Below are 24,181 nucleotides of genomic sequence, written 5' to 3'. Positions count from 1 at the left end.
TCCTGCCGAGCACCTCTAGAATGAAGGTGCCAACGCGGGATTCGTATAGTGGCAATACCCTAGCTTCCCAAGCTAGAGCCGCGGGTTCGATTCCCGCATCCCGCTCCATCGCGCGGCCCTGAGCAACGCCCTTGGAGTGCATCGATGCCTCCTCCAAGGAGGCCAAGATCAGCGCCTACGTCAGCGCTGCTGGGCGGCAACCTTCAGCCCCAGCGAGACGAAGATCACGCCGATCACCTTGCCTTGCCAGCGGCTGAACCGGCTGAAGCGCTTCAACAGGCGACCCAGGGGCTTGATGGCCAGCGCGAGCAGCGTCGTGTAGACAGAACTCAGCGCCACGAAGATCAGCCCCAGCACCATGAACTGCAGGAAGGCTGAGCCGCGCTCCGGGTGCACGAACTGCGGCATGAAGGCCAGGAAGAACAGGGCGGTCTTGGGGTTGAGCACCTCGGCCGGAATGGCCTGCACGAAGGCCCGCAGCGGCGCGACGGCCTGGGTCTTGGGCAGCGACGGATCGGTCGGCTTCTCCAGGAAGGCCCGCACGCCGAGATAGATCAGGTAGGCCGCCCCGACGAACTTGACGACGTTGAACGCGAGCGCAGACGTCATCAACAACGCGGACAGACCTACTGCCGCGAAAAGCGTGTGGATGAAGTCGCCGGTGGCGATCCCCAGCCCGGTGGCGACGCCGGCCTGGCGGCCGCCCTCCACCGTGCGGCTCAGCACCAGCAGCACGGCCGGCCCCGGAATCAGGAACAGGCCCAGCACGATGGCCACGAATCCGGCAAGCGTCGAGAACTCGAACATCACGATCTCCAGTGGGGTCCAGCCGCAGCCTCCGGCGCGGGCCAGCGGCCGATTCTGCAGGCCGCGGCGGTGCCCCGTGCGTCAAGGGGAAATGCAGCGCTCCGGGGCCTGACCGACGTCAGGCCCCATCGCGCGCGGCTACAGTCGCGCGCATGACGTCCCCTGCTGTTTCGCGTCCGCCCGCCACGCTGTTGATTGCCTGGCGGCAATTGCTGCGGGACTGGCGCGCGGGTGAGCTGCGCCTGCTGATGCTGGCCGTGGCCCTCGCCGTCGCCGCCCTGTGCGCCGTGGCCTTCCTGTCCGACCGCCTCGACCAGGGCCTGCGCCGCGATGCGGCCCAGCTGCTGGGGGGTGATGCCGTCGTCGCCAGCGACCAGCCCACGCCGCAGGCCCTGGTCGACCTGGCCGCCACGCAGAACCTGACGACGGTGCGCACGGCCACCTTCCCCAGCATGGCGCGCAGCGACGAGGCCCAGGGCGGCGAGAGCCGGCTGGTGGCCGTCAAGGCAGTCGGCGCCGGCTATCCATTGCGCGGCAGCATCAAGCTCCGCGACGCCCTGCCCGGCCGCAGCGGCTCGCCCGCGGCCGGCGAGGTCTGGGCCGACCCGGCCGTGGCCGACGGCCTGGGGCTCAAGCTCGGCGACATGCTGCTGCTGGGTGACGCGCGGCTCAAGCTCGCCGCCCTCATCGAGACCGAGCCCGACCGCGGCGCCGGCTTCATGAACTTCGCGCCGCGGGTCATGCTGGCCGAGGCTGATCTCGACGCGACCCGTCTCGTGCAGCCAGCCAGCCGCCTGACCTATCGCATGGCCGTGGTCCCCGGTTCGGCCGCCGCGCCGGAGTCGGTCGCCAACTTCGTGAAGGGCGCGGAGCAGCTCGTCGAGAAGGACAAGCTGCGCGGGGTGCGCCTGGAGTCGCTGGAATTCGGACGCCCCGAGATGCGCCAGACCCTGGACCGCGCGGCGCGCTTCCTGCGCCTGGTGGCCATGCTGTCGGCGCTGCTCGCGGCCGTCGCCGTGGCCCTGGCCGCGCGCGACTTCGCGGCCCGGCATCTGGACGACTGCGCCATGCTGCGCGTGCTCGGCCAGCCGCAGCGCCGCATCGCCTGGGCCTACGGGCTGGAGTTCCTGCTCGCGGGCCTCAGCGCCAGCGCCGTCGGCGTCCTCGGCGGCTTGGCCCTGCACCAGGTCTTCGTGTCGCTGCTGGCCGGGCTCATCGACGTCAACCTGCCGCCGCCCAGCATCTGGCCGGCCCTGCTGGGCCTGGGCCTGGGCCTGTCGCTGCTGATGGGCTTCGGCCTGCCGCCGGTATTGCAACTCGCCGCCGTGCCGCCGCTGCGCGTCATCCGCCGCGATCTGGGGGCGCCCAAGGCCGGCTCCCTGCTCGTGCTTGGCGCAGGCGTGGCGGGCCTCGCTGCCATCCTGGTCGTGCTGGCCGGCGACATGAAGCTGGGCGCCATCGCCGCCGCGGGCTTTGCCGGCGCGGTGCTGCTGTTCGCCCTGCTGGCCTGGTGCGCGGTCTGGCTGCTGCGCCGCGTCGTGCCGGTCAATGTCAGTGGCGCCGGCGTGCCGCGCTGGCTGCTGCTGGCGACGCGCCAGGTCGCCGCGCGGCCGGCCTTTGCCGTCATGCAGGTGGCCTCGCTGGCCGTGGGCCTGCTGGCCCTGGCCCTGCTCGTGCTGCTGCGCACCGACCTCATCGACAGCTGGCGCCGCGCCACGCCGGCCGCGGCCCCGGACCGCTTCGTCATCAACATCCAGCCCGATCAGGGCGAGGCCTTCCGCAAGACGCTGCGCGACGCCGGTGTGAAGGACTTCGACTGGTACCCCATGATCCGCGGTCGCCTGACCACCATCAATGGTGATCCGGTGCAGGCCAAGCGCTTTGCCGAGGAGCGCGCCCAGCGCCTGGCCGAGCGCGAGTTCAACCTCAGCCACACGGCCGACAAGCCGGCCCACAACCAGATCACCAGTGGCCACTGGGGCGACGCCAGGCCCGGTGAGATGGGCATGAGCGTGGAGGAAGGCCTGGCCACGACGCTCGGCCTCAAGCTCGGCGACACCCTGGCCTTCGACATCGCCGGCCAGCCCGTGCAGGGGCGCATCACCAGCCTGCGCAAGGTCGACTGGTCGTCGATGCGGGTCAACTTCTTCGTGCTGTTCGAGAAGGCCGAACTGCCCGACCTGCCGGCCACACAGATTGCGGCCTATCGCAGCCCGCCGGCCACCAAACTGGACCGCGAACTGGCGCGCCAGTTCCCCAACCTGACCGTCATCGACGTGTCGGCCCAGCTCAACCAGGTGCAGGGCGTGCTCGACCAGGTCATCCAGGCCGTGCAGTTCCTGTTCGGCTTCACCTTGGCCACGGGCCTTGTCGTGCTGCTGGCCGCCGTCGGCAGCACGCGCGAAGCCCGCACCCGCGAGTTCGCGCTGATGCGGGCCCTGGGCGCGCCGTCATCGTTGCTGGCCCAGGTGCAGCGTGCCGAGTTGCTGGGCGTCGGCGCCCTCGCCGGCTTCCTCGCCGGCGCCGTGGCCCTGGTGCTGGCGGCCCTGCTGGCGCGCTTCGTCTTCGAGTTCGACTGGCACATCAAGCCCTGGGTCCCGTTTGTCGGTGCGGCCTGCGGTGCCCTGCTGGCCTGGAGTGCCGGCTGGTGGAGCCTGCGCGGCGTGCTGCAGCGGCCCGTGGTGCAGACGCTGCGGGAGGCGCAAGCCGAATGAAGTCGGTTGACGCCCGCGACATCGGCCGCTATCTGGCGCTGTCCGCGGCCGTCATCGGCGTCTACTATCTGCTGGCCCGCCTGGGCCTCTTGATGGTGCTGCCGCCCTACCAGGTGGCTCCCATCTACCCGGCCGCCGGCTGGGGCCTGGCCGTGCTGCTGGCCTGGGGCCTACGCTACACGCCGGCCGTGGCCCTGGGCTCCTTCATCGTGCAGGCCACGATGATGAGCGAACAGGGTGGCGTGCTGCCGCTGTCCCTCGGCATCGGCCTGGGCGCGGCCGCCCAGGCGGTGGCGGGCACGCTGCTGATGCGGCGCTGGTGCGGCCAACCGCTGGTGCTGGCCTCCCCGCGCGAGGTGGCTGGCTATCTGGCCGCCGCCGCCCTGGCCGGCTGCATCAGCCCGAGCTGTGCAACGCTGCTGCTGAAAGTCTTCGGCGTCATCTCGACGGCTCAAACCACGCTGGTCTGGACGGTCTGGTGGACCGGCGACCTGATGGGCGTGCTGATCGCCACGCCCATCACGCTGGCCCTGATCGGCAAGCCACGCTCGGCCTGGGCCACGCGACGCTTCAGCGTCGGCCTGCCCATGCTGCTGACGACGCTGCTGGTGGGCCTGGGCGTCGCGGCGACGATGGAGTGGGACCACCAGCGCAACCGCGCCGACTTCACGCGTGATGCGAGCAGCGCAGCCCAGGACCTGGCGGGCCGGCTGCGCGAGCCGCTGCTGGCACTGGAGGGCGTGCACGGCCTGGTCAAGGTCAAGCCGCGGCCGACGCGCGAGGAGTTCGCCCGGGTGACCCAGGGCTTTCTGACGCAGGACAGCCCGCTGATCGCCCTGGGCCTGACGCTGCGCGTGGCGCGAGCCGACGTCGACCGTTTCAACGCCGGCGCCCTGGTCGACTTCCCGAGCGGCTACCAGGCGCGCGACCGCCTGCGCGCCGGTGATCTGCGCCCGCCGGCCGACGAGGACATGATGGCCATCCGCCTCATCGAGCCGCTGTCGCGCAATGCCGGCGCGCTGGGCATCAATGTGCGCACCATCCCCGGCGCCCGCGCCGCCATCGAGAAGGCGGCCCGCCTGGGCCGGCCGCTGGCGTCGGCGGGCTTCCAGCTGTCGCAGGACAAGGAGGCCGCTGTCGGCGTCGTCGTCTACCAGCCGCTGTACCGCGGCAGCGGCGGCCCCAGCGAGCAGGCCCTGGACGGCGTCGTCTTCGCCACGCTGCGGCCCGACCTGCTGCTGTCACGCCTGTCGGCCAACTGGCCCGAACACCTGGGTGCCTGCCTCGTCGACATGGAGCCGGGTGCCCTCTATCCCCGCCTGGGCGGCCGCATCGGCTGCGAGGCCGTGCAGCGCGGCGACGACGCCCTGCTGCCGCTGGTCAAGCTGCCCCTGGAATTCGGCGGTCGCCAATGGGAGGTGCGCATCTACGACCTGCCGGGCCTGGTGCAGGCGCCGGGGCGCAGCTGGGCCTTCGCCCTGGTCGGCCTGCTGGCCACGGCCATGGTGGGCGCTCTGCTGCTGCTGATGTCGGGCCGCACCCAGCACGTCGAGGCCCTGGTCAGCGAACGCACGGCGGCGCTGGAGCGCGAGGTGGCCAGCCGCGCGCAGGGCGAGCGGGCGCTGAGCCAGAGCGAGCAGCGTTTTCACAGCATCTTCGAGACCGCCCCCATCGGCATCGCCTTCACCGACCTGAACGGCGGCTTCCAGGAGGTCAACGCGCATTTCTGCAACCTGGTCGGCTACCCGGCCGAGGCCCTGCTGAGCCGGCGTTCCATCGACGTGACGCATGCGGACGACCGCCGCGAGGACATCCGCCTGGCGCGCCGTCTGATGCGCGGCGAAATCCCCTACTACCGGCGGCTCAAGCGTTATGTGCGGCCGGACGGCAGCGTCGCCCACGCGCGCGTGCTGGTCAGCCTGCTGCGTGGCGCCGATGGCCGGCCGTACCGGCTGGTGGGCGTGGTCGAGGACATCACCGACCAGTTGCGCATCGAGGAGCTGGACCGCGCCCGCGAGGCCGCCGAGGCGGCCAACCAGGCCAAGAACGAATTCCTGTCGCGCATGAGCCATGAGCTGCGCACGCCGATGAATGCCATCCTGGGCTTCACCCAGCTGATGCAGATGGACGCCAGCGAGCCGCTGCCGCCGGGCCAGCGCGGCCGCGCCCAGCAGATCGCCCAGGCGGGCTGGCATCTGCTGGAAATGATCAACGACACGCTGGACCTTTCGCGCATCGAGGCCGGCTCGCTGCGCCTGGAGCCCGCGCTGCTGGACCTGCCGCCGCTGCTGGCCCGCGCCCTGACCCTGGTGCAGGGCCAGGCGGCCGAGCGGGGCCTGGCCATCGGCCAGCGTGTCGACCCGAGCGCCATGCGCCTGGTCGGCGACCCAACGCGGGTGACGCAGATCCTGACCAATCTGCTCAGCAACGCGGTCAAGTACAACCGGCCGAACGGCAGCGTGAACGTGGAAGCTGTCAGCCCGGAGCCGGGCTGGGTCGAAATCGCCGTGCGCGACACCGGCCTGGGCCTGACGCCGGAGCAGCATGCCGCCCTCTTCCAGCCCTTCAACCGCCTGGGCCGGGAGCGCAGCGGCCTGCCGGGCACCGGCATCGGCCTGGTCATCAGCCAGCGGCTGGCCGAGATGATGGGCGGCAGCCTGCGGGCCGAAGTGCTGGACGGCCCGGGCGCCTGCTTCGTGCTGAGATTGCCCGCCAGCGGAGACGCCAAGCCGCTGTCTCAAGAAGCCGCGCCGCAGGAGCCCACCGGCCCACGCCCGGGACCGCAGCGGCGGCTGCTCTACGTGGAGGACAACCCCCTCAATGCCGAGGTCATGCGCGGCATCCTGGAGCAGCGGCCCGGCATCGAACTCGATGTCGCGCCCACGGTCGAGGCCGGTGTGCGAGCCCTGCGCGAGCATCCGCCCGCCCTGCTGCTGCTGGACTGGCAACTGCCAGACGGTGACGGCCTGACGCTGTTGAGCCGCATGCGCGAGCTCGGCATCACACTGCCACCCGTTGTCGTCGTCTCCGCCAATGCCCAGCCCGAGCAGATCGCCGCGGCCCAGGTGGCGGGCGCCCAGCACTACCTGACCAAGCCGCTGGACGTGCGTGAATTGCTCGCCCTGGTCGATGAATTGTTGGCGCCGACAGCCGGGCCGGAACGTGCAGAATGAGGGCCCAGCCCCCCACACGCAACAGCGCAAGATGAGTTCGACCGACCTTGTTCCCAGCACCGGTGCCCAGGCCGTGCAGGCCCTGGCACGCAACGATGGCCGCCAGTTCCTGACCTTCCGCATCGGCGCGGAGGAGTACGGCCTGGACATCCTGCGCGTGCAGGAGATCCGCTCCTACGAGCCGCCCACCCGCGTCGCCAATGCGCCGTCCTTCGTCAAGGGCGTCGTCAACCTGCGCGGCGTCATCGTGCCCATCCTGGACATGCGCCTGCGCCTGGGCCAGGCCGGCGAATACAACGCCTTCACGGTCGTCATCGTGCTGAACGTCGCCGGCCGCATCGTCGGCGTCGTCGTGGACTCGGTGTCCGACGTGCTGGAACTGAGCGCCGACGCCATCAAGCCCCGCCCCGAGGTGGCCGCCGCCCTGGACGCCCGCTTCATCACCGGCCTGGGCAAGATCGGCGAGCGCCTGCTGATCCTGCTGGACATCGAGGCCATGATCAAGAGTCCGGATTTCGGCTTGGTTGACTGAAGCACAGCCCCGGTTTCCGGCATTCGGCATGCCTGGAAGTTAGCGGTCGCCCACTGTTTCAACCTGAGAAACATTGCATTCCAAACGAGTCATCGTCTGACTTAGCACTCGCCCAAGTGGAGTGCTAATATCTCGTTCACCGCGGCATTCCGCGCTGCGGTTAGCAAGGATTCAAGACGATGTCCGCTTCTTCTGCCATTGCCGTCCGCGACCCCTGGGCCCTCGTGCCCTCGCTGGGCAATCTGGACGCATACATCTCCGCCGTCAACCGCCTGCCGCTGCTGACGGCCGAGGAAGAAGGTTCCGCTGCGCGCAGCCTGCGCGACAAGGGCGACCTCGAAGCCGCCGGCCGCATGGTGCTGTCGCACCTGCGCCTGGTGGTGTCCATCTCCCGCCAGTACATGGGCTATGGCCTGCCCCAGGGCGACCTGATCCAGGAAGGCAATGTCGGCCTGATGAAGGCCGTCAAGCGCTTCGACCCGGATCAAGGCGTGCGCCTGGTCAGCTACGCCATGCACTGGATCAAGGCCGAGATCCACGAGTACATCCTGAAGAACTGGCGCATGGTCAAGGTCGCGACGACCAAGGCCCAGCGCAAGCTGTTCTTCAACCTGCGCTCGATGAAGCACCAGCTCAAGGCCGACCAGGCCGAGGGCCAGACGCACCGCAACACGCTGAGCGAAGCCGAGGTGGCCCATGTCGCCCGTGAGCTCAACGTCAAGCGCGAGGAAGTGCTCGAGATGGAGACCCGCCTGTCGGGCGGCGACGTGGCCCTGGAGCCGCAGACCGACGACGACGGTGAGAGCTTCGCCCCCATCGCCTATCTGGCCGACGACAGCCATGAGCCCACCCGCGTCATCGAGGCCCGCTCGCGCGACTCGCTGGCCGGCGACGGCATCCAGCGCGCGCTGGACGTGCTGGACCCGCGCAGCCGCCGCATCGTCGAAGAGCGCTGGCTGAAGGTCAACGACGACGCCTCGGGCGGCATGACGCTGCACGAGCTGGCCGCCGAATACGGCGTGTCGGCCGAGCGCATCCGCCAGATCGAGGTCGCGGCGATGAAGAAGATGAAGAAGGCGCTCACCGAAGCGGCCTGATCTTCAGCACCCGCCAAGCAAAAGGCCCCGTCAGGGGCCTTTTTTCATTTCTTGCCAGCCTCGGCCAGCAGCAGCTTGATGTCGTCCGCCAGCGGCTGGGCACCGGCGCCATAGCGGGCATAGACGCGCACCCGGCCCTCGGTGTCGAAGATGAAGCTGGCGGCCGTGTGGTCCATGGTGTAGGTCTCGGGCGTCTTGCCCGGCACCTTGGCGAAGAAGACCTTGAACTCCTTGGCGGCGGCCTGGGTCTGCTCCTCGCTGCCGCGCAGGCCGACGAAGCTGGGGTCGAAGCTGGCCAGATAGGCCTTCAACAGCTGGGCGGTGTCGCGTTCGGGGTCGATGGTGACGAAGACGCCCTGCACCTTGTCGCCATCGGCGCCCAGGCTGCGCTTGACCTCGGCCACCTCGGCCATGGTCGTCGGGCAAACGTCGGGGCACTGGGTGTAGCCGAAGAAGACCACCAGCACCTTGCCCTTGAAGTCGGCCAGGGAGCGGGCGCGGCCGTCCTGGTCGGTCAGGTTGAGGGTGCGGGCGTACTCGGCGCCGGTCAGGTCGATGCCCTTGAAGGCCGGCTTGTCGGGACCCGACTTCTGGCAGGCAGCAAGGAAAACCAGCGAGGAGGCGGCGAGCGCAGCCAGCGCGAAACGACGGGTGTTCATCATGCGATGTAGTGGTCGATCAACAGGGCCGCGAACAGCAGCGACAGATACCAGATGGAGAACCAGAAGGTCCGGCGCGCCAGCATCTCGGAATAGGACCGCCACAGCCGGAAGCCATAGGCGCAAAAGCCCAGGCCCAGCGCCACCGCGGCGACCAGGTAGAACCAGCCGCTCATGCCGGTCAGGAAGGGCAGCAGCGTGGCCGCCAGCAGCACCCAGGTGTAGAGCAGGATCTGCAGCCGGGTGTAGTCGTTGCCGTGGGTGACGGGCAGCATGGGCAGGCCGGCGCGGGCGTAGTCCTCGGCGCGGTACAGGGCCAGGGCCCAGAAGTGCGGCGGCGTCCACAGGAAGATGATGAGGCAGAGCAGCCAGGCCTCGAAACCCACGTCGCCGCGCATCGCGGCCCAGCCCAGCACCGGCGGCATGGCGCCCGAGGCGCCCCCGATGACGATGTTCTGCGGTGTCGTCGGCTTCAGGATGACGGTGTAGACGATGGCGTAGCCGACGAAGGTGGCGAGGGTCAGCCACATGGTCAGCAGGTTGACGTAGACACCCAGGATGGCCATGCCGATGCCGCACAGCAGGGCCGAGAAGGCCAGGGTCTGCGGGCGGCTGAGCTCGCCCTTGGCCGTGGCGCGCCAGGCGGTGCGCTTCATGCGCGCGTCGATGCCGTCCTCGATCAGGCAATTGAAGGCGGCGGCCGCACCGGCCACCAGCCAGATGCCGGCGACCGCGGCCAGCATGGTCAGGGCCTGCTGCAGGTCGGGCAGGCCCGGCACGGCCAGGGCCATGCCGATGGCGGCGCAGAAGACGATGAGCTGGACGACGCGCGGCTTGGTCAGCTGGTAGAACTGCTGCCAGCGCGGGCTGTGCACGAGGGCACTGGCGGTGGACGTGGAAGCCATGGTCAGGATCCGGCGCGCTTCAGGCGCGCAAGCAAGGTGGTGAGCAGGGCCAGCAGCATGGCGGCACCTGCGGTGTGGGCGAGGGCGGCAACGATGGGCCAGTCGAGCACGACATTGGACAGGCCCGAGGCCAGTTGCCAGCCGGCGGCGGCAAGCAGCCAGCGCGACCACTGCGGTGCTGTCTGGCGCAGCCACCAGGCTAGCGCCAGGATGGCAGCGAAGACGAAGCCGGCGCCGATGCGGTGGGCCATGTGGATGGCCGCGAGGGCCTCGAAACCGAGATAGCCGCCGTCGGCACGCTGGCCCAGTTCGCGCCAGAGCTGGAAGCCCTGGGCGAAGTCCAGATGCGGCCACCACTCGCCGCCATGGCAGGTCGGGAACTCGTCGCAGGCCAGCACCGCGTAGTTGGTGCTGACCCAACCGCCCAGGGCGACCTGCAGCAGGGCCAGCAGCAGGACCGCAGCCACGGCAGCGCGCAGCCAGCGCGGCACGACGATGCGCTGCGGCGCGAAGGCCTCGCCCTGCCAAGCCAGCAGCATCAAGAGTCCCAGCCCGAACAGCAGGTGCAGGGTGACGATGGCCGGGAAGAGCTTCATCGTGACGGTCAGCGCGCCAAAAGCGCCCTGCACGCAGACCCACAGCAGCGTCAACGTCGGCAGCCAGGGCGACGGGGTCCCCTCGCCGCCCTTTGTCCGTGTCTGGCGCTTCAGCCGCCAGCTCAGCACCGTCATGACGAGGATGAGCAGGCCCACGCCGCTGGCGAGGTAGCGGTGGACCATCTCGATCCAGGCTTTGCCATGCGTCACCGGGCCGGTCGGCATCGCCGTCTGCGCCGCCTCGATGTGCTCGTGCGCGCCGACGGGACTGGCCGCGCTGTAGCAGCCGGGCCAGTCGGGACAGCCCAGGCCCGAGTCGGTCAGGCGCGTGAAGGCACCGAAGACGATGAGGTCGAAGGTCAGGAACAGCGTCAGCAGCGTCAGCGCGCGCAGCCGCCCAGCCGGCGTGTTCGCACGCGAGCGCTGGCGCCACCAGATCAGCGGGCCAAGGGCCACCGCGCCGCCGATGGCGGCGACCTGGCCCAGCGGGAGCAGCAGCTCGTTCATCGGCCGGCCGTATCCCAGCTGGCGCTGGCGCGCAGCACCTTGTCGAGGTCGGCCTTGAGCTTCTTGGGCTCGGGGTCGGCGGGAGCGCGCTCCATCCAGTTGCCCATGGGGTCGACAAGGAAGAAGTGGTCGGCCAGCGTCTTGCCGGCGGCCGGCTTGAGCCAGGCTTCCAGGCGGTCCTGGGGCACGCGCAGCACGGTCACTTCGGCACCCTTCTGGCTCAGGGCGGCCAGCAGCTTGGCGTTGGGGACGGCGTCGCCCGGCACCAGCCAGACCTTGTCCACGCGGCCGCGCTCCTTGCCCAGCATCTCGCGCAGTTGGCGCTGCACATAGAGCTGGCGCTCGCAGGCCTCGGGGCAAGCCGCGGGCTGGGCCACCACCAGCAGCCACTGGCCATGCAGCGACTTCGGCGCCACGGTAGCGCCTTGCAGGTCGGTCAGCGGCAGGTCGGCCGGCATCTCGACGACGGGCGCAAGCAACTCGTAGTTGGCCGAGCCGCGCGGCTTGAGCACGTAGAAGGTGAAGTAGGAGCCCACCACCGGCGCGGCGCACATGGCCATCACCAGCAGCATCTTCCAGCGGCCCACGCGCTGCTGTGCAGTGGCCTGCGGGTCGGGCAGGCTGTGCACCGCGAAGCTCAACGGTTCAGGGCTGCTGGCGGAGGCGGGGACGGAGGAGTTGGAACCAGACATAGAGACCGACGATCAGCGCGCAGAGCGCGAACCATTGAAAGGCATAGCCATAGTGTTTCTGCAGGCCGAGATCGGGCGCCGGCCAATGGCGCAGCAGCGTGTCGTCGGGCGAATCGGCGGCGGCCTGCACGACGGTCAGCGGCAGCAGCTTCAGGCCGGACTCGACGGCAAAGGCCGCAGGATCGAGATTTTGCCGGATCGCGCCGGGCGAGCCTTCGCCGAGCTCATAAAGCCGGGAGGGCGAGGCCGCCAGCCGGCCTTGCACAACGACCTCGCCGGTGGACGTGGCCAGCGGCGGCAACTGCTGCCGGTCCAGCTGGTTGCGCGGTGCCCAGCCGCGTTGCACGAGGATGACATCATCGCGGCCGGCCAGGCGCAGCGGCGTGACGACGAAGAAGCCGGTGTGGCCGTCCATGGGCCGGTTGTCCAGCCAGACGGTGCGCTCGGCCACCCAATGGCCGCGCAAGACCACGCGGCGGTGCAACTGCTCGCGGCTGCCCAGTTCAGCATTGGCCAGGGCTGACTTGCCCGCCTCGGCGTCGATGGCGGCCTGCAAGGCGATCTTCTGCGCGGCGCGGTCGAGCTGCCAGACGCCCAGCCGGGCCGTCAGCGCCGCGGACAGCAGGGCCGCCAGCAGCACCAGCCAACGGCGGCCCGTCATGAACCGACCTCGCGCGGATAATTCGACCCCATGAAATTCGTGATCCTGGTCGCCTTCATCGGCATCCTCGGCGCCCTCGCCGCCGCCGGCTTCTTCATGCTGCGCAAGGGCGGCAACAAGAAAAGTCCCAACATGGCTCGCGCGCTGGCGGTGCGGGTCGCCGTGTCGGTGACGCTCTTTCTCATCATCCTGCTGAGCTGGAAGATGGGCTGGATACAGCCGACGGGCCTGCCGGTGAAATCTGCATAAAAAAAGCGCCGCGACTGCGGCGCTTTCTCATTGTGGGTGAAGGGAGGGCCTGCACAGGCCCTCCCTCCACGATCACATCCAGTAGACGATGATGTACAGGCCCAGCCAGACCACGTCCACGAAGTGCCAGTACCAGGCGGCACCTTCGAAGCCGAAGTGGCGCTCGGGCGTGAAGTGGCCCTTCATCAGGCGGATGGTGATGAACAGCAGCATCAGCGCGCCCACGCAGACGTGGAAGCCGTGAAAGCCCGTCAGCATGAAGAAGGTCGAGCCGTAGATGCCCGAGTTCAGCTTCAGGTTCAGCTCGGTGTAGGCGTGGTGGTATTCGTAGGCCTGGAAGCCGACGAAGGTCGCGCCCAGCAGCACCGTGATCCACATCCAGGCGATGGTCTTGCCGCGGTTGCCGGCGATCAGCGCATGGTGGGCGATGGTCAGCGTGATGCCCGAGGTCAGCAGCAGCGCCGTGTTGATCGTCGGGATGGGCCAGGGGCCCATGGTGCTGAAGGCCTCGACCGTGCCGGCCGGCGCAGCGGTGAAGCCCGCGGCGGTGCTCGGCCAGATGGCCTTGAAGTCGGGCCACAGCAGCGCGTTCTGCAGGCTGCCCAGTTCCGGCACCGAGTACAGGCGGGCCCAGCCCAGCGCGCCGAAGAAGGCGGCGAAGAACATCACCTCCGAGAAGATGAACCAGCCCATGCTCCAGCGGAAGGAGACGTCGATGCGGTCGCTGTAGAGGCCGCCCTCGCTCTCGCTGATGGCGTCACGGAACCAGGCCTGCAGCACGAAGGCCCAGAAGGCCAGGCCGCCGAACAGCGAGTACATGCCCCAGCCGTGGCCGTTGATCCACTGGCCGGCGCCAAGGATGACGAAGAACAGGCCGGTGGCGGCCATCACCGGATGCCTCGAGGGCGCCGGGACGAAGTAGTACGGGGCCTTGCCCGGGGTAGTCGTTGCCGACATGTCGTTCTCCTAGTTCTCGCTCGTTCTAACCTTGTTGCGGCAGGCCGTCAGGCCGCCGCCACGCCGCTGCCGATGACCCAACGGACCAGCAGCACCAGCATCAATACAAACAGGGCGGCACCAAGCACGCCCGCAATCACCACATGCACCGGGTTGAGCTTGGCCATGTCGTTCTCATGGTCGCGGCCCCGGCGCACGCCGAAAAAACTCCAGGCCACGGCCGAGATCGTCTGGGCGAGGGAGGCCTTGCGGCCCACCGCTTCCTTCAGATCCTGGCCTGGCTTGTCACTGCTCACAGCGCGGCTCCCTTGCCCGAATTTCCGCTTTGGGGCGCCTGGCCGAGCTTGACCCCGCCCTTGCCCGCCACCTCGAAGAAGGTGTAGGACAGGGTGATGGTCTTCACATCCTTGGGCAGCTTGGGGTCGATGACGAACACGACCGGCCACTGCTTGCTCTCGCCCGGCTTCAACGTGTATTCGTTGAAGCAGAAGCATTCCAGCTTGTTGAAATGCGCGCTCGCCTGCATCGGCGCATAGCTCGGGATGGCCTGGGCGGCCATGGTCCGATCCTGGATGTTCTTGAACTCGTACATGACCTGGGTCAGCTCGCCCGGGTGCACCGTCAGGTGGCGCACCGCCGGCTTGAAGTCCCAGGGGCCGCGCGCGTTGGTGTCGAACTCGACCGTGATCTCGCGGCTGAAGTCGATCTGGCCATTGCCGTTGGCCACGCCCTTCTCGGCCAGCAGCGTCTGCTTCTCGGCCAGCGACAGCACATTGATGCCGAGCGCATTGCAGATGGCCTTGTAGAGCGGGACCATCGCGTAGCCGAAGCCGAACATCAGCGCCACGACCACCGCCAGCTTCACGAAGAGCTGACGGTTGTCGCGATGCAGGGCGGCCAGGAAGCGCATGTCAGTGGGCCAGCATCACCATCTTGGCGACGAAGCCGACGCCAAAGACCAGTGCAATCGACAGCAGGATCAACGCCAGACGGCGGTTGGCCTTGCGCTGTTCAGGCGTGAGGGCCATCAGGCGACGATCTTGGTGGCCGAAGCGTTCAGCTTGGGCGGTTCTTCGAAGGTGTGGAAGGGCGCCGGCGACGGCACTTCCCACTCCAGGCCTTCAGCGGCTTCCCAGGGCTTCTGCGCAGCCTTCTCGCCCTTGCCGCGCATCATCGGAACGACGACGAACAGGAAGAAGTAGACCTGCATCAGACCGAAGCCGAAGGCGCCGATGGACGCGATCTGGTTGAAGTCGGTGAACTGCATGGGGTAGTCGGCATAGCGACGCGGCATGCCGGCCAGACCCAGGAAGTGCATCGGGAAGAAGGTCACGTTGAAGAAGATCAACGAGCCCCAGAAGTGGATCTTGCCGCGCGTCTCGGAGTACATGACACCGGTCCACTTCGGTCCCCAGTAGTAGACGCCGGCGAACAGCGCGTACAGCGAGCCGGCCACCAGCACGTAGTGGAAGTGGGCCACGACGTAGTAGGTGTCCTGCAGCTGGATGTCGACCGGCGCCATAGCCAGGATCAGGCCGGTGAAGCCGCCCATCGTGAACACGAAGATGAAGCCGACGGCGAATAGCATCGGCGTCTCGAAGGTCATCGAGCCGCGCCACATCGTTGCCAGCCAGTTGAAGATCTTCACGCCCGTGGGCACGGCGATCAGCATGGTCGCGTACATGAAGAACAGCTGGCCCGTCACCGGCATGCCGGTGGCGAACATGTGGTGGGCCCAGACGATGAAGGACAGGATGGCAATCGACGCCGTCGCGTACACCATGGAGGCGTAGCCGAACAGGCGCTTGCGGGCGAAGGCCGGCACGATCTGGCTGATGATGCCGAAGGCCGGCAAGATCATGATGTAGACCTCGGGGTGACCGAAGAACCAGAAGATGTGCTGGTACATGACCGGGTCGCCGCCGCCCGCGGGGTTGAAGAAGGCGGTGCCGAAGTGGCGGTCGGTCAGCGTCATCGTGATGGCACCGGCCAGCACGGGCATGACGGCGATCAGCAGATAGGCCGTGATCAGCCAGGTCCAGGCGAACATCGGCATCTTCATCAGCGTCATGCCGGGGGCGCGCATGTTGAGGATGGTCACGATGATGTTGATGGAGCCCATGATGGACGAGGCGCCCATGATGTGCATCGCGAAGATGCCGGCGTCCATGGACGGGCCCATCTGCAGCGTCAGCGGCGCGTACAGCGTCCAGCCCGCGGCGGGGGCGCCGCCGGGCATGAAGAAGCTGCCCACCAGCATCAGGGCCGCCGGAATCAGCAGCCAGAAGCTGAGGTTGTTCATGCGCGCGAAGGCCATGTCACCCGCGCCGATCTGCAGCGGGATCATCCAGTTCGCGAAGCCCACGAAGGCCGGCATGATGGCGCCGAACACCATGATCAGACCGTGCATGGTCGTGAACTGGTTGAAGAGTTCGGGGTTGAAGAACTGCAGGCCGGGCTTGAACAGCTCGGCACGGATGCACAGGGCCAGGATGCCGCCGACCATCAGCATCGTGAAGGAGAACAGCAGGTAGAGGGTGCCGATGTCCTTGTGATTGGTCGCGAACACCCAACGGCGCCAGCCGTGGGGTGCATGGTGGTCATCGTGATGGTCGTCGTGGGCGTGGCCATCATGGCCGCCGTGAACACCGTGGGGGGGGAGCACTGCACTCATGTGATTTCCTCTGATTCGGTGTTCAGGCGATTACTTGCGGGCGGCCAGGACTTCGGCCGGCTGCACCGTCTGACCCGTCTTGTTGGACCAGCTGTTCTTGGTGTACGTGATGACGGCGGCGATCTCTGTATCGCTCAGCTGCTTCCACGACGGCATGCCCTTGTCCATGCGGCCGTTCAGCACGACCTGGATCTGCTGCAGCTTGTCTTCGGCCAGCACGACGGGCGACTTGTCCAGCGGCTTGATCGGACCGGCGCCGGAGCCATCGGCCTTGTGGCAGACCGCGCAGTTGGCGGCGTAGACCTTCTCGCCGCGGGCGATCAGGGCAGCCTGTTCCCAGACCTTGTTCGGGTCATCGGCCTTGGCGGCGATTTCCTTCTTCTTGCCGTCCACCCACTTGGTGTAGTCCTCGGCGGACACCACCTTCACGTGGATGGGCATGTAGGCGTGTTCCTTGCCGCACAGCTCGGCGCACTGGCCGTAGTAGTCACCGATCTTCTCGGCCTTGAACCAGGTGTCGCGCACGAAGCCGGGGATGGCATCCTGCTTGACGCCGAAGGCCGGGATCATCCAGGCGTGGATGACGTCGTTGGCCGTCGTGATGATGCGGATCTTCTTGTCCACCGGCACCACCAGCGGGTTGTCGACCTTGAGCAGGTAGTTGTCGACCGGCTCGGGGTGGCCGGTGTTGGAAGACTCGCGCTGGGCGGTGTCCAGGGTCGCCAGGAAGCCGATGCCCTCGCCTTCGCCCTTCAGGTAGTCATAGCCCCACTTCCACTGGTAGCCGGTGGCCTTGATGGTCACGTCGGCGTTGGTGGTGTCCTTCATGGCGACGACCACCTTGGTGGCCGGCAGAGCCATGCCGATGACGATCAGGAAGGGCACCACGGTCCAGGCGATCTCGACGGCCACGCTTTCGTGGAAGTTGGCCGATACCGCGCCCTTGGACTTGCGGTGCTTGAAGATGGAATAGAACATGACGCCGAACACGGCGACGAAGATGACCAGGCAGACGATCATCACGAAGTTGTGCAACCACATCTGGTCATGCGCGATGCGCGTGACCGGCTCGTGCAGATTGAGCTGATTGACGCCGGGCCCGCCCTTCAGGTCGTTGACCGCCAGGGCCGGAGCCGCTGCCAGGGCCGCCATCGCCGCCGTGGCCCAACGGCCCCAAGCGCGTGAGGCGCTATGCACTCGTGCGTTCATCATCGTCATGGTTGTCACTTGGTTCTTTGAAGAGCGGGGCTTGCCTGTCCGCCTCGCTGGCCGGACGTCAATCGCAAGATCCGTGGTTTGGGCCGGGTTTTGCCTAAGCCCCTATGCGGCGCGGGATTTTAGCCCAGGCTCCGAGAGCGACCGGACCGCTCCGCCCCCGGGGATTCACCCCCTTCGGCCCGGTTTCGGCCCTGTTTCCGGCTCTTTTCAACCCGACTCCCGTCCCTTGCGCAGCGTCGCCCGCATCGCGTCGATGGACACATGGGTCTCGGCCGCCACTGTCAGCCGCGGCGCCGCCTTGAAAGCATGGCCGAAAACCAGCTCCAGCGTCAGCGCCAGCTTGCCGTCGGCATCTCGCAGGGTCTCGAGCTGGGCCAGCAGGGCCGCCTTCCAGGCCCGGCCGCGCAGGCCAGCATAGCGGCTGGGCGCCAGGTTGCCACCCAGGCTGCGCAAATCCGCAAGCAGGCTTTCGGCGGAGGCCCAGGTCAGGCGCAGTCGCTGCTGGTCCATGACGGGGTCGGCAAACCCGGCCTTGAGCACCAGGTCGCCGATGTCGTGCATGTCCCACCAATCCGGTGCCGGCCGGCCCCAGCCGGCGCGGGCGTACAGCGGCCGCAGCTCGACAAAGCTGTCCGGGCCGAGGCAGGAGAACATGACGAAACCCCCGACCGCGATGCTGGCCTGCCATGCGGCCAGCACGCCCGGCAGGTCGGCACAGGCATGCAGAGCCATGTTGGACCACAGCAGGTCGACTTCGGGCCGCGCCGGCAGGGCGTCGACCTGGCCGGACGACGCGCCGCGCAGCTTTTGCCACCAGTTGCGCTGGCGGGCCAGGGCAGTGCGCGCCGCCAGGACGGCGTCGGCCTCATGCCACAGCATCTCGGCATCGGGGTAGGCCCGGCGCAGCAGCTCGCCGCTGGCACCCAAAGCGGGCGACGCGTCCAGCACGCGCCGGGGCTGCAGCTTGATATAGGTCAGGCGCTCGGCCATGCGGCCTGCCACCTCTTCATGCAGCCAGGGCGGCTGGGCGGCAGACGCCAGGCGGCGCGACTGGTGACGCACGGCGGCGGCGTCCAGATCCTGGGGCCGCGGCCCCTTGTTTGAATTAGGGGTCGATGCCGGTTCACTCATGGAGCGGTCAGTATATTGAGCCGATGCCAGAGCGCTCTTTGGCGGCCCCCAAGCCCGCACTGATCGAGAAGGTGCTGATGCGCTGCGCCGGCCAGTGCGCGGTCTGCCGCGCCTGGAGCCACCAGACCATCTGCGAATCCTGCCTGGGCCTCTACGCCCGCCCGCTGCCGCGCTGCTGGACCTGTGCGGCCAGGCTGCCACCCGCCTTCGTCGGCAGGCCCAGGCCCCAGTGTGGCCGCTGCCTGCAAACCGCGCCGCCGCTGGATCGCGCCGTCGCGGCCCTGGACTACCGCTTCCCCTGGGACGGCCTGCTGCAGCACTTCAAATACCACCAGGCCCTGGACCTGCGCGAAAGCCTGCTCGAGCGGCTCAACACGGCCCTCAGCGCGGCCGAGGTCGAGGCGCCGGACTGGCTGCTGCCCGTGCCCTTGTCCATCGAACGGCTGCGCGAGCGCGGCTACAACCAGTCCCACGAACTCGCCAAGGCCCTGGCGCGGCGGCGCGGCCTGCGCTGCAAGCCCGAGATGCTGCTGCGGGTGCGCCACAACGACCGCCAGGCGGGGCTGAAGCTCGAGGACCGGGCCGCCAATGTGCGCGGCGTCTTCGCCGTCGAGCCCCTGCTCGCGGCCCGGCTGCGCGGCACCAGCGTGGCCCTGCTGGACGACGTGATGACCAGCGGCTCCACGCTGTTCGAGCTGGCCGGCGTGCTGCTGCAGGCCGGCGTCATGAGCGTGCAGGCCTGGGTCATCGCGCGCACCCCGGAACCTGGAGACGAATAACGCCTGATCGCGTGACTGAGGGCATTCGGGCCGAGCGCCGGGCCGCGCCCTAGCCGGCCCGCGCTGGCGATGTGCGCGCGGCTCGATGCCGCGCGCATCGCCGTCCCCTCGGGGGACCGACCAGACACGCCGCGTTCAGCGGAGCGAGGCTGGGCGAGGGGCTTGATACTCGCGTCCATGTTCCATATCGTCCTCGTCCAGCCGGAGATCCCGCCCAACACCGGCAACGTCATCCGGCTCGCTGCCAACACCGGCTGCGGCCTGCACCTGATCGAGCCGCTGGGCTTCTCGATGGAGGACAAGCTGCTGCAGCGCGCCGGCCTGGACTATCACGAGTACGCCCGCGTGCAGCGCCATGCCGACTGGGCGACCTTCCTGGCAGCCGAATCGCCCGACGCGACGCGCATGTTCGCTTTCACGACGCGCGGCAGCCGGCCCTTCGGCGAGGTGAGCTGGCAAGCGGGCGACTGGCTGGTTTTCGGCAGCGAGACGGCAGGGCTGGCTCCCGACCTGCGCGAAAGCTTTCCGACCACACAGCGCGTGCGTCTGCCGATGCGGGAGGGCCAGCGCAGCCTCAACCTCAGCAACAGCGTCGCCGTGGCCGTCTTCGAGGCGTGGCGTCAGAACGGCTACGGCGGCGGAAGCTGACTACTCTGCGCGAGAGTCGCGGCTCATCAACCGTTCGACCGCCTCGCCCACGCGCAAGCGCCCCTCCAGCAGCGCCACCATGCCCTCGGTGATGGGCATCTCGATGCCCGCCGCGCGGGCGCGCGCCAGCACCGTCGGCGCGCTGTAGACGCCTTCGGCCACATGGCCCAGCTGCTGCAGGATTTGCGGCAGGGCCAGGCCCTGGGCCAGCATCAGGCCCACGCGCCGGTTGCGCGACAGGTCGCCCGTCGCCGTCAGCACCAGGTCGCCCAGGCCCGACAGGCCCATGAAGGTCTCGGCCTTGGCGCCCAGGGCCAGGCCCAGGCGCAGCATCTCGGCCAGGCCACGGGTGATCAGGGCGGCACGCGCGTTCAGGCCCGGTGCATCGGGCGCGGCGGCCGACAGGCCGTCGCAGATGCCCACCGCAATGGCCATCACGTTCTTGACGGCACCGCCGACCTCGACGCCGACGGGATCGCTCGAGGTGTAGACCCGCAGGCGCTCGCCGTGGAAGGCATCCACGGCCGCCTGGGCCAGGTCGGCGTCCTCGCTGGCTGCCACCAGGGCCGTCGGCCGGCCGGCCGCCACTTCCTGCGCGAAGCTGGGGCCGGACAGGATGCCCACGCGCATGCAGGGCTGCAGTTCGCGCGCGATCTCGTGGCCGAGCCGGCCGGTGCCGGCCTCGAAACCCTTGCACAGCCACAGCACGCGCTGAGTGGAAGGCAGGGCGGCCAGGGTCTCGCGCAGGCCGGACATGGGTGTGGCGACGATGGTCAGGCCTTCGGCGGCGTGGGCGATGCAGGCATCGCGGTCGGCGCTCAGGCCGAGGGCTGCTGGCAGTTCGCTGTCGGGCAGATAGGCCGCATTGCGACGGCTCGCGCGCATCTGCTCGATCGCCGCGGCGTCGCGCCCCCACAGGCTCACTTCATGGCCGGCCTCGGCGGCCTGGATGGCCAGGGCCGTGCCCCAGGCGCCGGCGCCCAGCACGCTGATCTTCATCGTCGTCATGCGCAGAAGTGTCCCCCAAGTAAAACGCCCCGCACTGGGCGGGGCGCTGTCATGGAGCGATGCTCGCTCAGTTCACGGCCTGGCCGCCCTGGGCGGCGCGCTGGGCCTGCTGGGCTTCGAACATGGCCTGGAAGTTCACTTCGGTCAGCAGCACGGGCGGGAAGCCGGCGCGGGTGCAGACGTCGGAGACGATGGCGCGCAGATAGGGGTAGACCATCTGCGGGCAGACGATGCCCAGGATGCCGTCGACCTGGTCGGCGGGCACATTGCGGATCTCGAAGATGCCGGCCTGCTTGGCCTCCACCAGGAACAGCGTCTTGTCGCCGACCTTGGTGTTGACCGTGGCCGTCACGCAGACCTCGAAGATGCCGTCGGTGACCTGCTCGGCCGACAGCGTCAGGTTGATGTCGACCTGGGGCTGTTGCTGTTCCAGCAGGATGTGGGGCGCGTTGGGCTGCTCCAGCGACAGATCCTTCAGATACATGCGCTGGATCTGGAACACGGGGGTGCCTTCGGCGGCAGCTTGGATCTCGTCGGCCATGGAACTCTTTCTAGCGAAGCGTCAAACAAAAGCCCGCAGGCGGCATGCTGCGGGCGGTAGCTGGATTATGGGCGAGGCCCCGTGACAGGGCGCCCGGGGCTTGCCCGGGCTTGAAATCAGACGTTGCGGCCGAAGGCGGCTCAGGCCGCCTGGAGCAGGGGCAGCAAACCGCCCTTCTGGTCGAGGGCGATGAGGTCGTCGCACCCCCCGACATGGGTGTCGCCGATGAAGATCTGCGGCACGGTGCGGCGGCCCGTCGTGGCCATCATGTGCTGGCGTTCGGCCGGATTCAGGTCGACGCGGATCTCGTCGATCTGTTCGACGCCACGCTGCTTGAGCAGCATCTTGGCACGCACGCAGAACGGGCAGACCAGGGTGGTGTACATCTTGACGGGAGCCATTGCGCAGTCCTGTTAGGCGGTCTTTTCAACCGGCAAATTGGCCTCCCGCCAGGCCTTGAGGCCACCTGCCAGCACCTGGGCCTTGTCATAGCCCAGCTTGCGCAGCATGCCTGCGGCGCGGCCGGCGCGCGCGCCCGTCGGGCACACCAACACCAGCGGCAGGGCCTTGTTGGAGGGCAGTTGCTTGTGGCCCTCGATCTGGCCAAAGGGGATGTTGCGGGCGCCCACGGGATGACCCTTGGCGTATTCCTCGGGCTCGCTGACATCGATCAGCACGCCCTTCTCCCGGTTGACGACCTGGACCGCCTCGGCAGGACTCAGGCCGCCGCCCTGGGCCCCCGACACCAGCAGGGGGTAGAGCAGCATGCCGCCGGACACCAGCGCGGCGACGATCAAAAACCAGTTCTCGATCAGGAAGTTCAAGCAAGCATCCCGTGTAATTCAACGAAGCCGGTGATTATCGCCGGAGCCGATAATCCGCCGCCTTCCACCACCTGTGCGTTCCTGCCCATGTACAAGCTCGTCCTCATCCGCCACGGCGAATCGACCTGGAATCTGGAAAACCGCTTCACCGGCTGGACCGATGTGGACCTGACGCCCACCGGCGTCGAGCAGGCCAAGAGCGCCGGCCGCCTGCTGAAGGAAGCGGGTTATGACTTCGACATCGCCTACACGTCGGTGCTCAAGCGCGCCGTCTGGACGCTGTGGCATGCCCTGGACCAGATGGACCGCACCTGGCTGCCGGTGCGCCACGCCTGGCGCCTGAACGAGCGCCACTACGGCGGCCTGCAGGGCCTGAACAAGGCCGACATGGCCAAGCAGTACGGCGACGAGCAGGTGCTGATCTGGCGCCGCAGCTACGACACGCCGCCCCCGGCCCTGGAAGCGACCGACCCGCGCAGCGAGCGCAGCGACGTGCGCTATGCCAAGCTGGACCCAAACGACATCCCGCTGACGGAATGCCTGAAGGACACGGTCGCCCGCGTGTTGCCGTTCTGGAACGACACCATCGCTCCGGCCATCAAGGGCGGCCAGCGCGTGCTGATCGCCGCCCACGGCAACAGCATCCGCGCCCTGGTCAAGTATTTGGATGGCATCGCGGACGACGCCATCGTCGGCGTCAACATCCCCAACGGCATCCCGCTGGTCTACGAGCTCGACGAAAACCTCAAGCCCATCAAGAGCTACTACCTGGGCGACGCCGAAGCCGCGGCCAAGGCGGCCGCTGCGGTGGCCAATCAGGGCAAGGCCTAGGGCCTGTTTGCCCTGAGGCAATGGGGCGCGCAGGCCCCCACCGCCGCTAGCACCTCGTCGACGCTGACCCACTCGGTGGGCCCGCGTCGCATCAAGGTAACCGTCGAACCCCAGGGCGCCCAGCGCGAGGCGTCCACCGGCCCCCAGATGCTCAGCAGCCGGGCGCCCACGCCCGCCGCCACATGGGCCGGCCCGGTGTCGTTGGCGACGACGACGCCGGCCAGCTGCAGCAGCGCGCTGTAGACCCCCAGGGCGACACCGTCAAGGCGGATCGCTTCCGGATAGAGGTCCTGGGCGCCCTGCACCTCCGCCGGTCCGGGCACGATGACGACCTGGCGGCCTTCAGCGCGCAGGCGCCGCACGAAGTCCGGAAAGGCCGGCCAGCTGCGGTCCAGGAACTCCACGCGACCGTTCGCAAACGGGCAGATCAGCACGAAACGGCCCGGCTCCAAGCCCTGCGCCGCCAGCAGCGACCGTGCCGCGTTCCGCTGGGCCTCGCTGACCTGCATGCCGATGTCGCGCGGCGGTTCGGCCTGCACGCCAAGGAAGTCGCTGGCCAGTTCCCAGTACTCGACCAGGGTGTGCCGCCCCTCGCGTTTCGGCAGGCCGCGCTGGAGCAGCCAGCCGCGGCCATCGCTCGCATGGCCCTCGGCCTTGAGCCCGGCCAGGCGCGAATCCAGGGCGGCTGAAAAGGCATAGGGGAAGAGCAAGGCATTCGAGCGCGCCTCAAACCCCGGGTCTTCGGCCCTGAACTGGCGCCTGAGCTGGCGCAACTGGGCCACGCGCTCGCGCAGCCCGTCCGGCCGCACATGCACCCTCCAGCCTTCGGCCTCCAGCAGGCCGCGCGCCCAGCCCTTGCCCACCAGCTCCAGGCGATAGCCATGGCTTTGCAGCAGACGCAGTGCCGGAATGCTCAGGACCGTGTCGCCCACGAAGTTGCGCAGGCGAACGATCAGGGGGCGGGCTTCTATCATCTGC

26 protein-coding genes and 1 tRNA gene are annotated in these 24,181 nt (G+C 68.5%); 9 read left to right on the top strand and 18 right to left on the bottom strand.

The genetic code is table 11. The features are described from left to right. The first annotated feature begins 34 nt into the window (after positions 1-34). Positions 35-108: transfer RNA gene (locus ACS5PN_RS21615), tRNA-Gly, on the top strand. 72 nt (positions 109-180) lie between these two features. On the opposite strand, the gene ACS5PN_RS21610 is transcribed toward ACS5PN_RS21615, so the two are convergent. Then, positions 181-807, bottom strand: a complete 627-nt coding sequence (locus ACS5PN_RS21610; RefSeq protein ID WP_439466072.1) for a LysE family translocator — start codon at positions 805-807, stop codon at positions 181-183. A 152-nt stretch (positions 808-959) separates the two neighbouring features. Between ACS5PN_RS21610 and ACS5PN_RS21605 the strand changes: the two genes are divergently transcribed. The 4 genes from ACS5PN_RS21605 (at position 960) to rpoH (ending at position 8,323) form a co-directional block, all read left to right on the top strand. Beyond that, entirely contained in the window at positions 960-3,521 is a 2,562-nt protein-coding gene (locus ACS5PN_RS21605) for an ABC transporter permease (protein ID WP_439466071.1), read from the top strand. Next, positions 3,518-6,694, top strand: coding sequence for an ATP-binding protein (locus tag ACS5PN_RS21600; protein ID WP_439466070.1), 3,177 nt, complete (start codon positions 3,518-3,520; stop codon positions 6,692-6,694). The genes ACS5PN_RS21605 and ACS5PN_RS21600 overlap by 4 nt, the downstream gene beginning before the upstream one ends. Positions 6,695-6,725: 31 nt before the next feature. Next, entirely contained in the window at positions 6,726-7,226 is a 501-nt protein-coding gene (locus ACS5PN_RS21595) for a chemotaxis protein CheW (protein ID WP_439466069.1), read from the top strand. A gap of 179 nt (positions 7,227-7,405) precedes the next feature. Continuing rightward, on the top strand, positions 7,406-8,323 hold the full coding sequence (rpoH, locus tag ACS5PN_RS21590) for an RNA polymerase sigma factor RpoH (protein WP_439466068.1): 918 nt from the start codon (positions 7,406-7,408) through the stop codon (positions 8,321-8,323). Positions 8,324-8,367: 44 nt separating this feature from the next. Here the strand turns inward: rpoH and ACS5PN_RS21585 are convergent, their stop codons facing one another. The 5 genes from ACS5PN_RS21585 to ACS5PN_RS21565 are packed head-to-tail and all read right to left on the bottom strand — an operon-like array spanning position 8,368 to position 12,343. Further along, a complete protein-coding gene (locus tag ACS5PN_RS21585) occupies positions 8,368-8,982 on the bottom strand; it encodes an SCO family protein (protein ID WP_439466067.1) in 615 nt (204 codons plus the stop codon). Continuing rightward, the gene (gene cyoE, locus ACS5PN_RS21580) at positions 8,982-9,887 is read right to left on the bottom strand and encodes a heme o synthase (protein WP_439466066.1); all 906 of its coding nucleotides are present in this window, start codon (positions 9,885-9,887) and stop codon (positions 8,982-8,984) included. Before cyoE ends, ACS5PN_RS21585 begins: the two co-directional genes overlap by 1 nt. 2 nt (positions 9,888-9,889) lie before the next feature. Continuing rightward, complete coding sequence (locus ACS5PN_RS21575; protein ID WP_439466065.1) at positions 9,890-10,990, bottom strand: COX15/CtaA family protein; 1,101 nt, start codon at positions 10,988-10,990, stop codon at positions 9,890-9,892. Continuing rightward, the gene (locus ACS5PN_RS21570; RefSeq protein WP_439466064.1) at positions 10,987-11,619 is read right to left on the bottom strand and encodes an SCO family protein; all 633 of its coding nucleotides are present in this window, start codon (positions 11,617-11,619) and stop codon (positions 10,987-10,989) included. The genes ACS5PN_RS21575 and ACS5PN_RS21570 overlap by 4 nt, the downstream gene beginning before the upstream one ends. A gap of 16 nt (positions 11,620-11,635) precedes the next feature. Then, positions 11,636-12,343 (bottom strand): SURF1 family protein, encoded by a 708-nt coding sequence (locus ACS5PN_RS21565; RefSeq protein WP_439466063.1) that lies wholly within the window; start codon positions 12,341-12,343, stop codon positions 11,636-11,638. Positions 12,344-12,373: 30 nt separating this feature from the next. Between ACS5PN_RS21565 and ACS5PN_RS21560 the strand changes: the two genes are divergently transcribed. Continuing rightward, entirely contained in the window at positions 12,374-12,592 is a 219-nt protein-coding gene (locus ACS5PN_RS21560; RefSeq protein ID WP_439466062.1) for a DUF2909 domain-containing protein, read from the top strand. 72 nt (positions 12,593-12,664) lie between these two features. Here the strand turns inward: ACS5PN_RS21560 and ACS5PN_RS21555 are convergent, their stop codons facing one another. From ACS5PN_RS21555 to ACS5PN_RS21525, 7 genes are all read right to left on the bottom strand, one after another. Then, a complete protein-coding gene (locus tag ACS5PN_RS21555) occupies positions 12,665-13,549 on the bottom strand; it encodes a cytochrome c oxidase subunit 3 (RefSeq protein WP_439466061.1) in 885 nt (294 codons plus the stop codon). Between the two features lie 47 nt (positions 13,550-13,596). Continuing rightward, entirely contained in the window at positions 13,597-13,845 is a 249-nt protein-coding gene (locus ACS5PN_RS21550; RefSeq protein WP_439466060.1) for a DUF2970 domain-containing protein, read from the bottom strand. Beyond that, the gene (locus ACS5PN_RS21545) at positions 13,842-14,459 is read right to left on the bottom strand and encodes a cytochrome c oxidase assembly protein (RefSeq protein WP_439466059.1); all 618 of its coding nucleotides are present in this window, start codon (positions 14,457-14,459) and stop codon (positions 13,842-13,844) included. The genes ACS5PN_RS21550 and ACS5PN_RS21545 overlap by 4 nt, the downstream gene beginning before the upstream one ends. 1 nt (position 14,460) lies before the next feature. Next, a complete protein-coding gene (locus ACS5PN_RS21540) occupies positions 14,461-14,577 on the bottom strand; it encodes a cytochrome oxidase small assembly protein (RefSeq protein WP_439466058.1) in 117 nt (38 codons plus the stop codon). Then, positions 14,577-16,223 carry a cytochrome c oxidase subunit I gene (gene ctaD / locus ACS5PN_RS21535; protein WP_439466057.1) on the bottom strand — a complete coding sequence of 549 codons (1,647 nt, stop codon included), beginning with the start codon at positions 16,221-16,223 and terminating at the stop codon, positions 14,577-14,579. The genes ACS5PN_RS21540 and ctaD overlap by 1 nt, the downstream gene beginning before the upstream one ends. 30 nt (positions 16,224-16,253) lie before the next feature. Further along, positions 16,254-17,432, bottom strand: coding sequence for a cytochrome c oxidase subunit II (gene coxB / locus ACS5PN_RS21530; RefSeq protein ID WP_439466391.1), 1,179 nt, complete (start codon positions 17,430-17,432; stop codon positions 16,254-16,256). Positions 17,433-17,648: 216 nt separating this feature from the next. Beyond that, positions 17,649-18,572, bottom strand: coding sequence for a class I SAM-dependent methyltransferase (locus tag ACS5PN_RS21525; protein WP_439466056.1), 924 nt, complete (start codon positions 18,570-18,572; stop codon positions 17,649-17,651). A gap of 23 nt (positions 18,573-18,595) precedes the next feature. Here ACS5PN_RS21525 and ACS5PN_RS21520 point away from each other — a divergent pair, with 23 nt between their 5' ends. Together ACS5PN_RS21520 and trmL are read left to right on the top strand one after the other, a co-directional pair. After that, the gene (locus ACS5PN_RS21520; protein WP_439466055.1) at positions 18,596-19,351 is read left to right on the top strand and encodes a ComF family protein; all 756 of its coding nucleotides are present in this window, start codon (positions 18,596-18,598) and stop codon (positions 19,349-19,351) included. Positions 19,352-19,528: 177 nt separating this feature from the next. Next, on the top strand, positions 19,529-19,999 hold the full coding sequence (gene trmL, locus ACS5PN_RS21515) for a tRNA (uridine(34)/cytosine(34)/5-carboxymethylaminomethyluridine(34)-2'-O)-methyltransferase TrmL (RefSeq protein WP_439466054.1): 471 nt from the start codon (positions 19,529-19,531) through the stop codon (positions 19,997-19,999). Here the strand turns inward: trmL and ACS5PN_RS21510 are convergent, their stop codons facing one another. From ACS5PN_RS21510 to ACS5PN_RS21495, 4 genes are all read right to left on the bottom strand, one after another. Then, positions 20,000-20,998: an NAD(P)H-dependent glycerol-3-phosphate dehydrogenase gene (locus ACS5PN_RS21510; RefSeq protein WP_439466390.1), complete on the bottom strand. Its 999-nt coding sequence runs from the start codon at positions 20,996-20,998 to the stop codon at positions 20,000-20,002. 76 nt (positions 20,999-21,074) lie between these two features. Continuing rightward, entirely contained in the window at positions 21,075-21,548 is a 474-nt protein-coding gene (secB, locus tag ACS5PN_RS21505) for a protein-export chaperone SecB (RefSeq protein ID WP_439466053.1), read from the bottom strand. A gap of 140 nt (positions 21,549-21,688) precedes the next feature. Continuing rightward, positions 21,689-21,949 (bottom strand): glutaredoxin 3, encoded by a 261-nt coding sequence (grxC, locus tag ACS5PN_RS21500; protein WP_439466052.1) that lies wholly within the window; start codon positions 21,947-21,949, stop codon positions 21,689-21,691. A gap of 12 nt (positions 21,950-21,961) precedes the next feature. After that, complete coding sequence (locus ACS5PN_RS21495; protein ID WP_439466051.1) at positions 21,962-22,372, bottom strand: rhodanese-like domain-containing protein; 411 nt, start codon at positions 22,370-22,372, stop codon at positions 21,962-21,964. Positions 22,373-22,459: 87 nt separating this feature from the next. Between ACS5PN_RS21495 and gpmA the strand changes: the two genes are divergently transcribed. Beyond that, positions 22,460-23,203: a 2,3-diphosphoglycerate-dependent phosphoglycerate mutase gene (gpmA, locus tag ACS5PN_RS21490; RefSeq protein WP_439466050.1), complete on the top strand. Its 744-nt coding sequence runs from the start codon at positions 22,460-22,462 to the stop codon at positions 23,201-23,203. On the opposite strand, the gene ACS5PN_RS21485 is transcribed toward gpmA, so the two are convergent. Continuing rightward, entirely contained in the window at positions 23,200-24,177 is a 978-nt protein-coding gene (locus ACS5PN_RS21485) for a glycosyltransferase family 9 protein (protein WP_439466049.1), read from the bottom strand. The genes gpmA and ACS5PN_RS21485 overlap by 4 nt on opposite strands. Positions 24,178-24,181 lie beyond the last annotated feature (4 nt).

Origin of the sequence: Roseateles sp. NT4 (genome assembly GCF_051857475.1) — a bacterium.
GTDB lineage: Bacteria > Pseudomonadota > Gammaproteobacteria > Burkholderiales > Burkholderiaceae_C > Pelomonas.
Note: the sequence above shows the minus strand (reverse complement) of the source record. Positions and strands in the feature narration are given on the sequence as shown.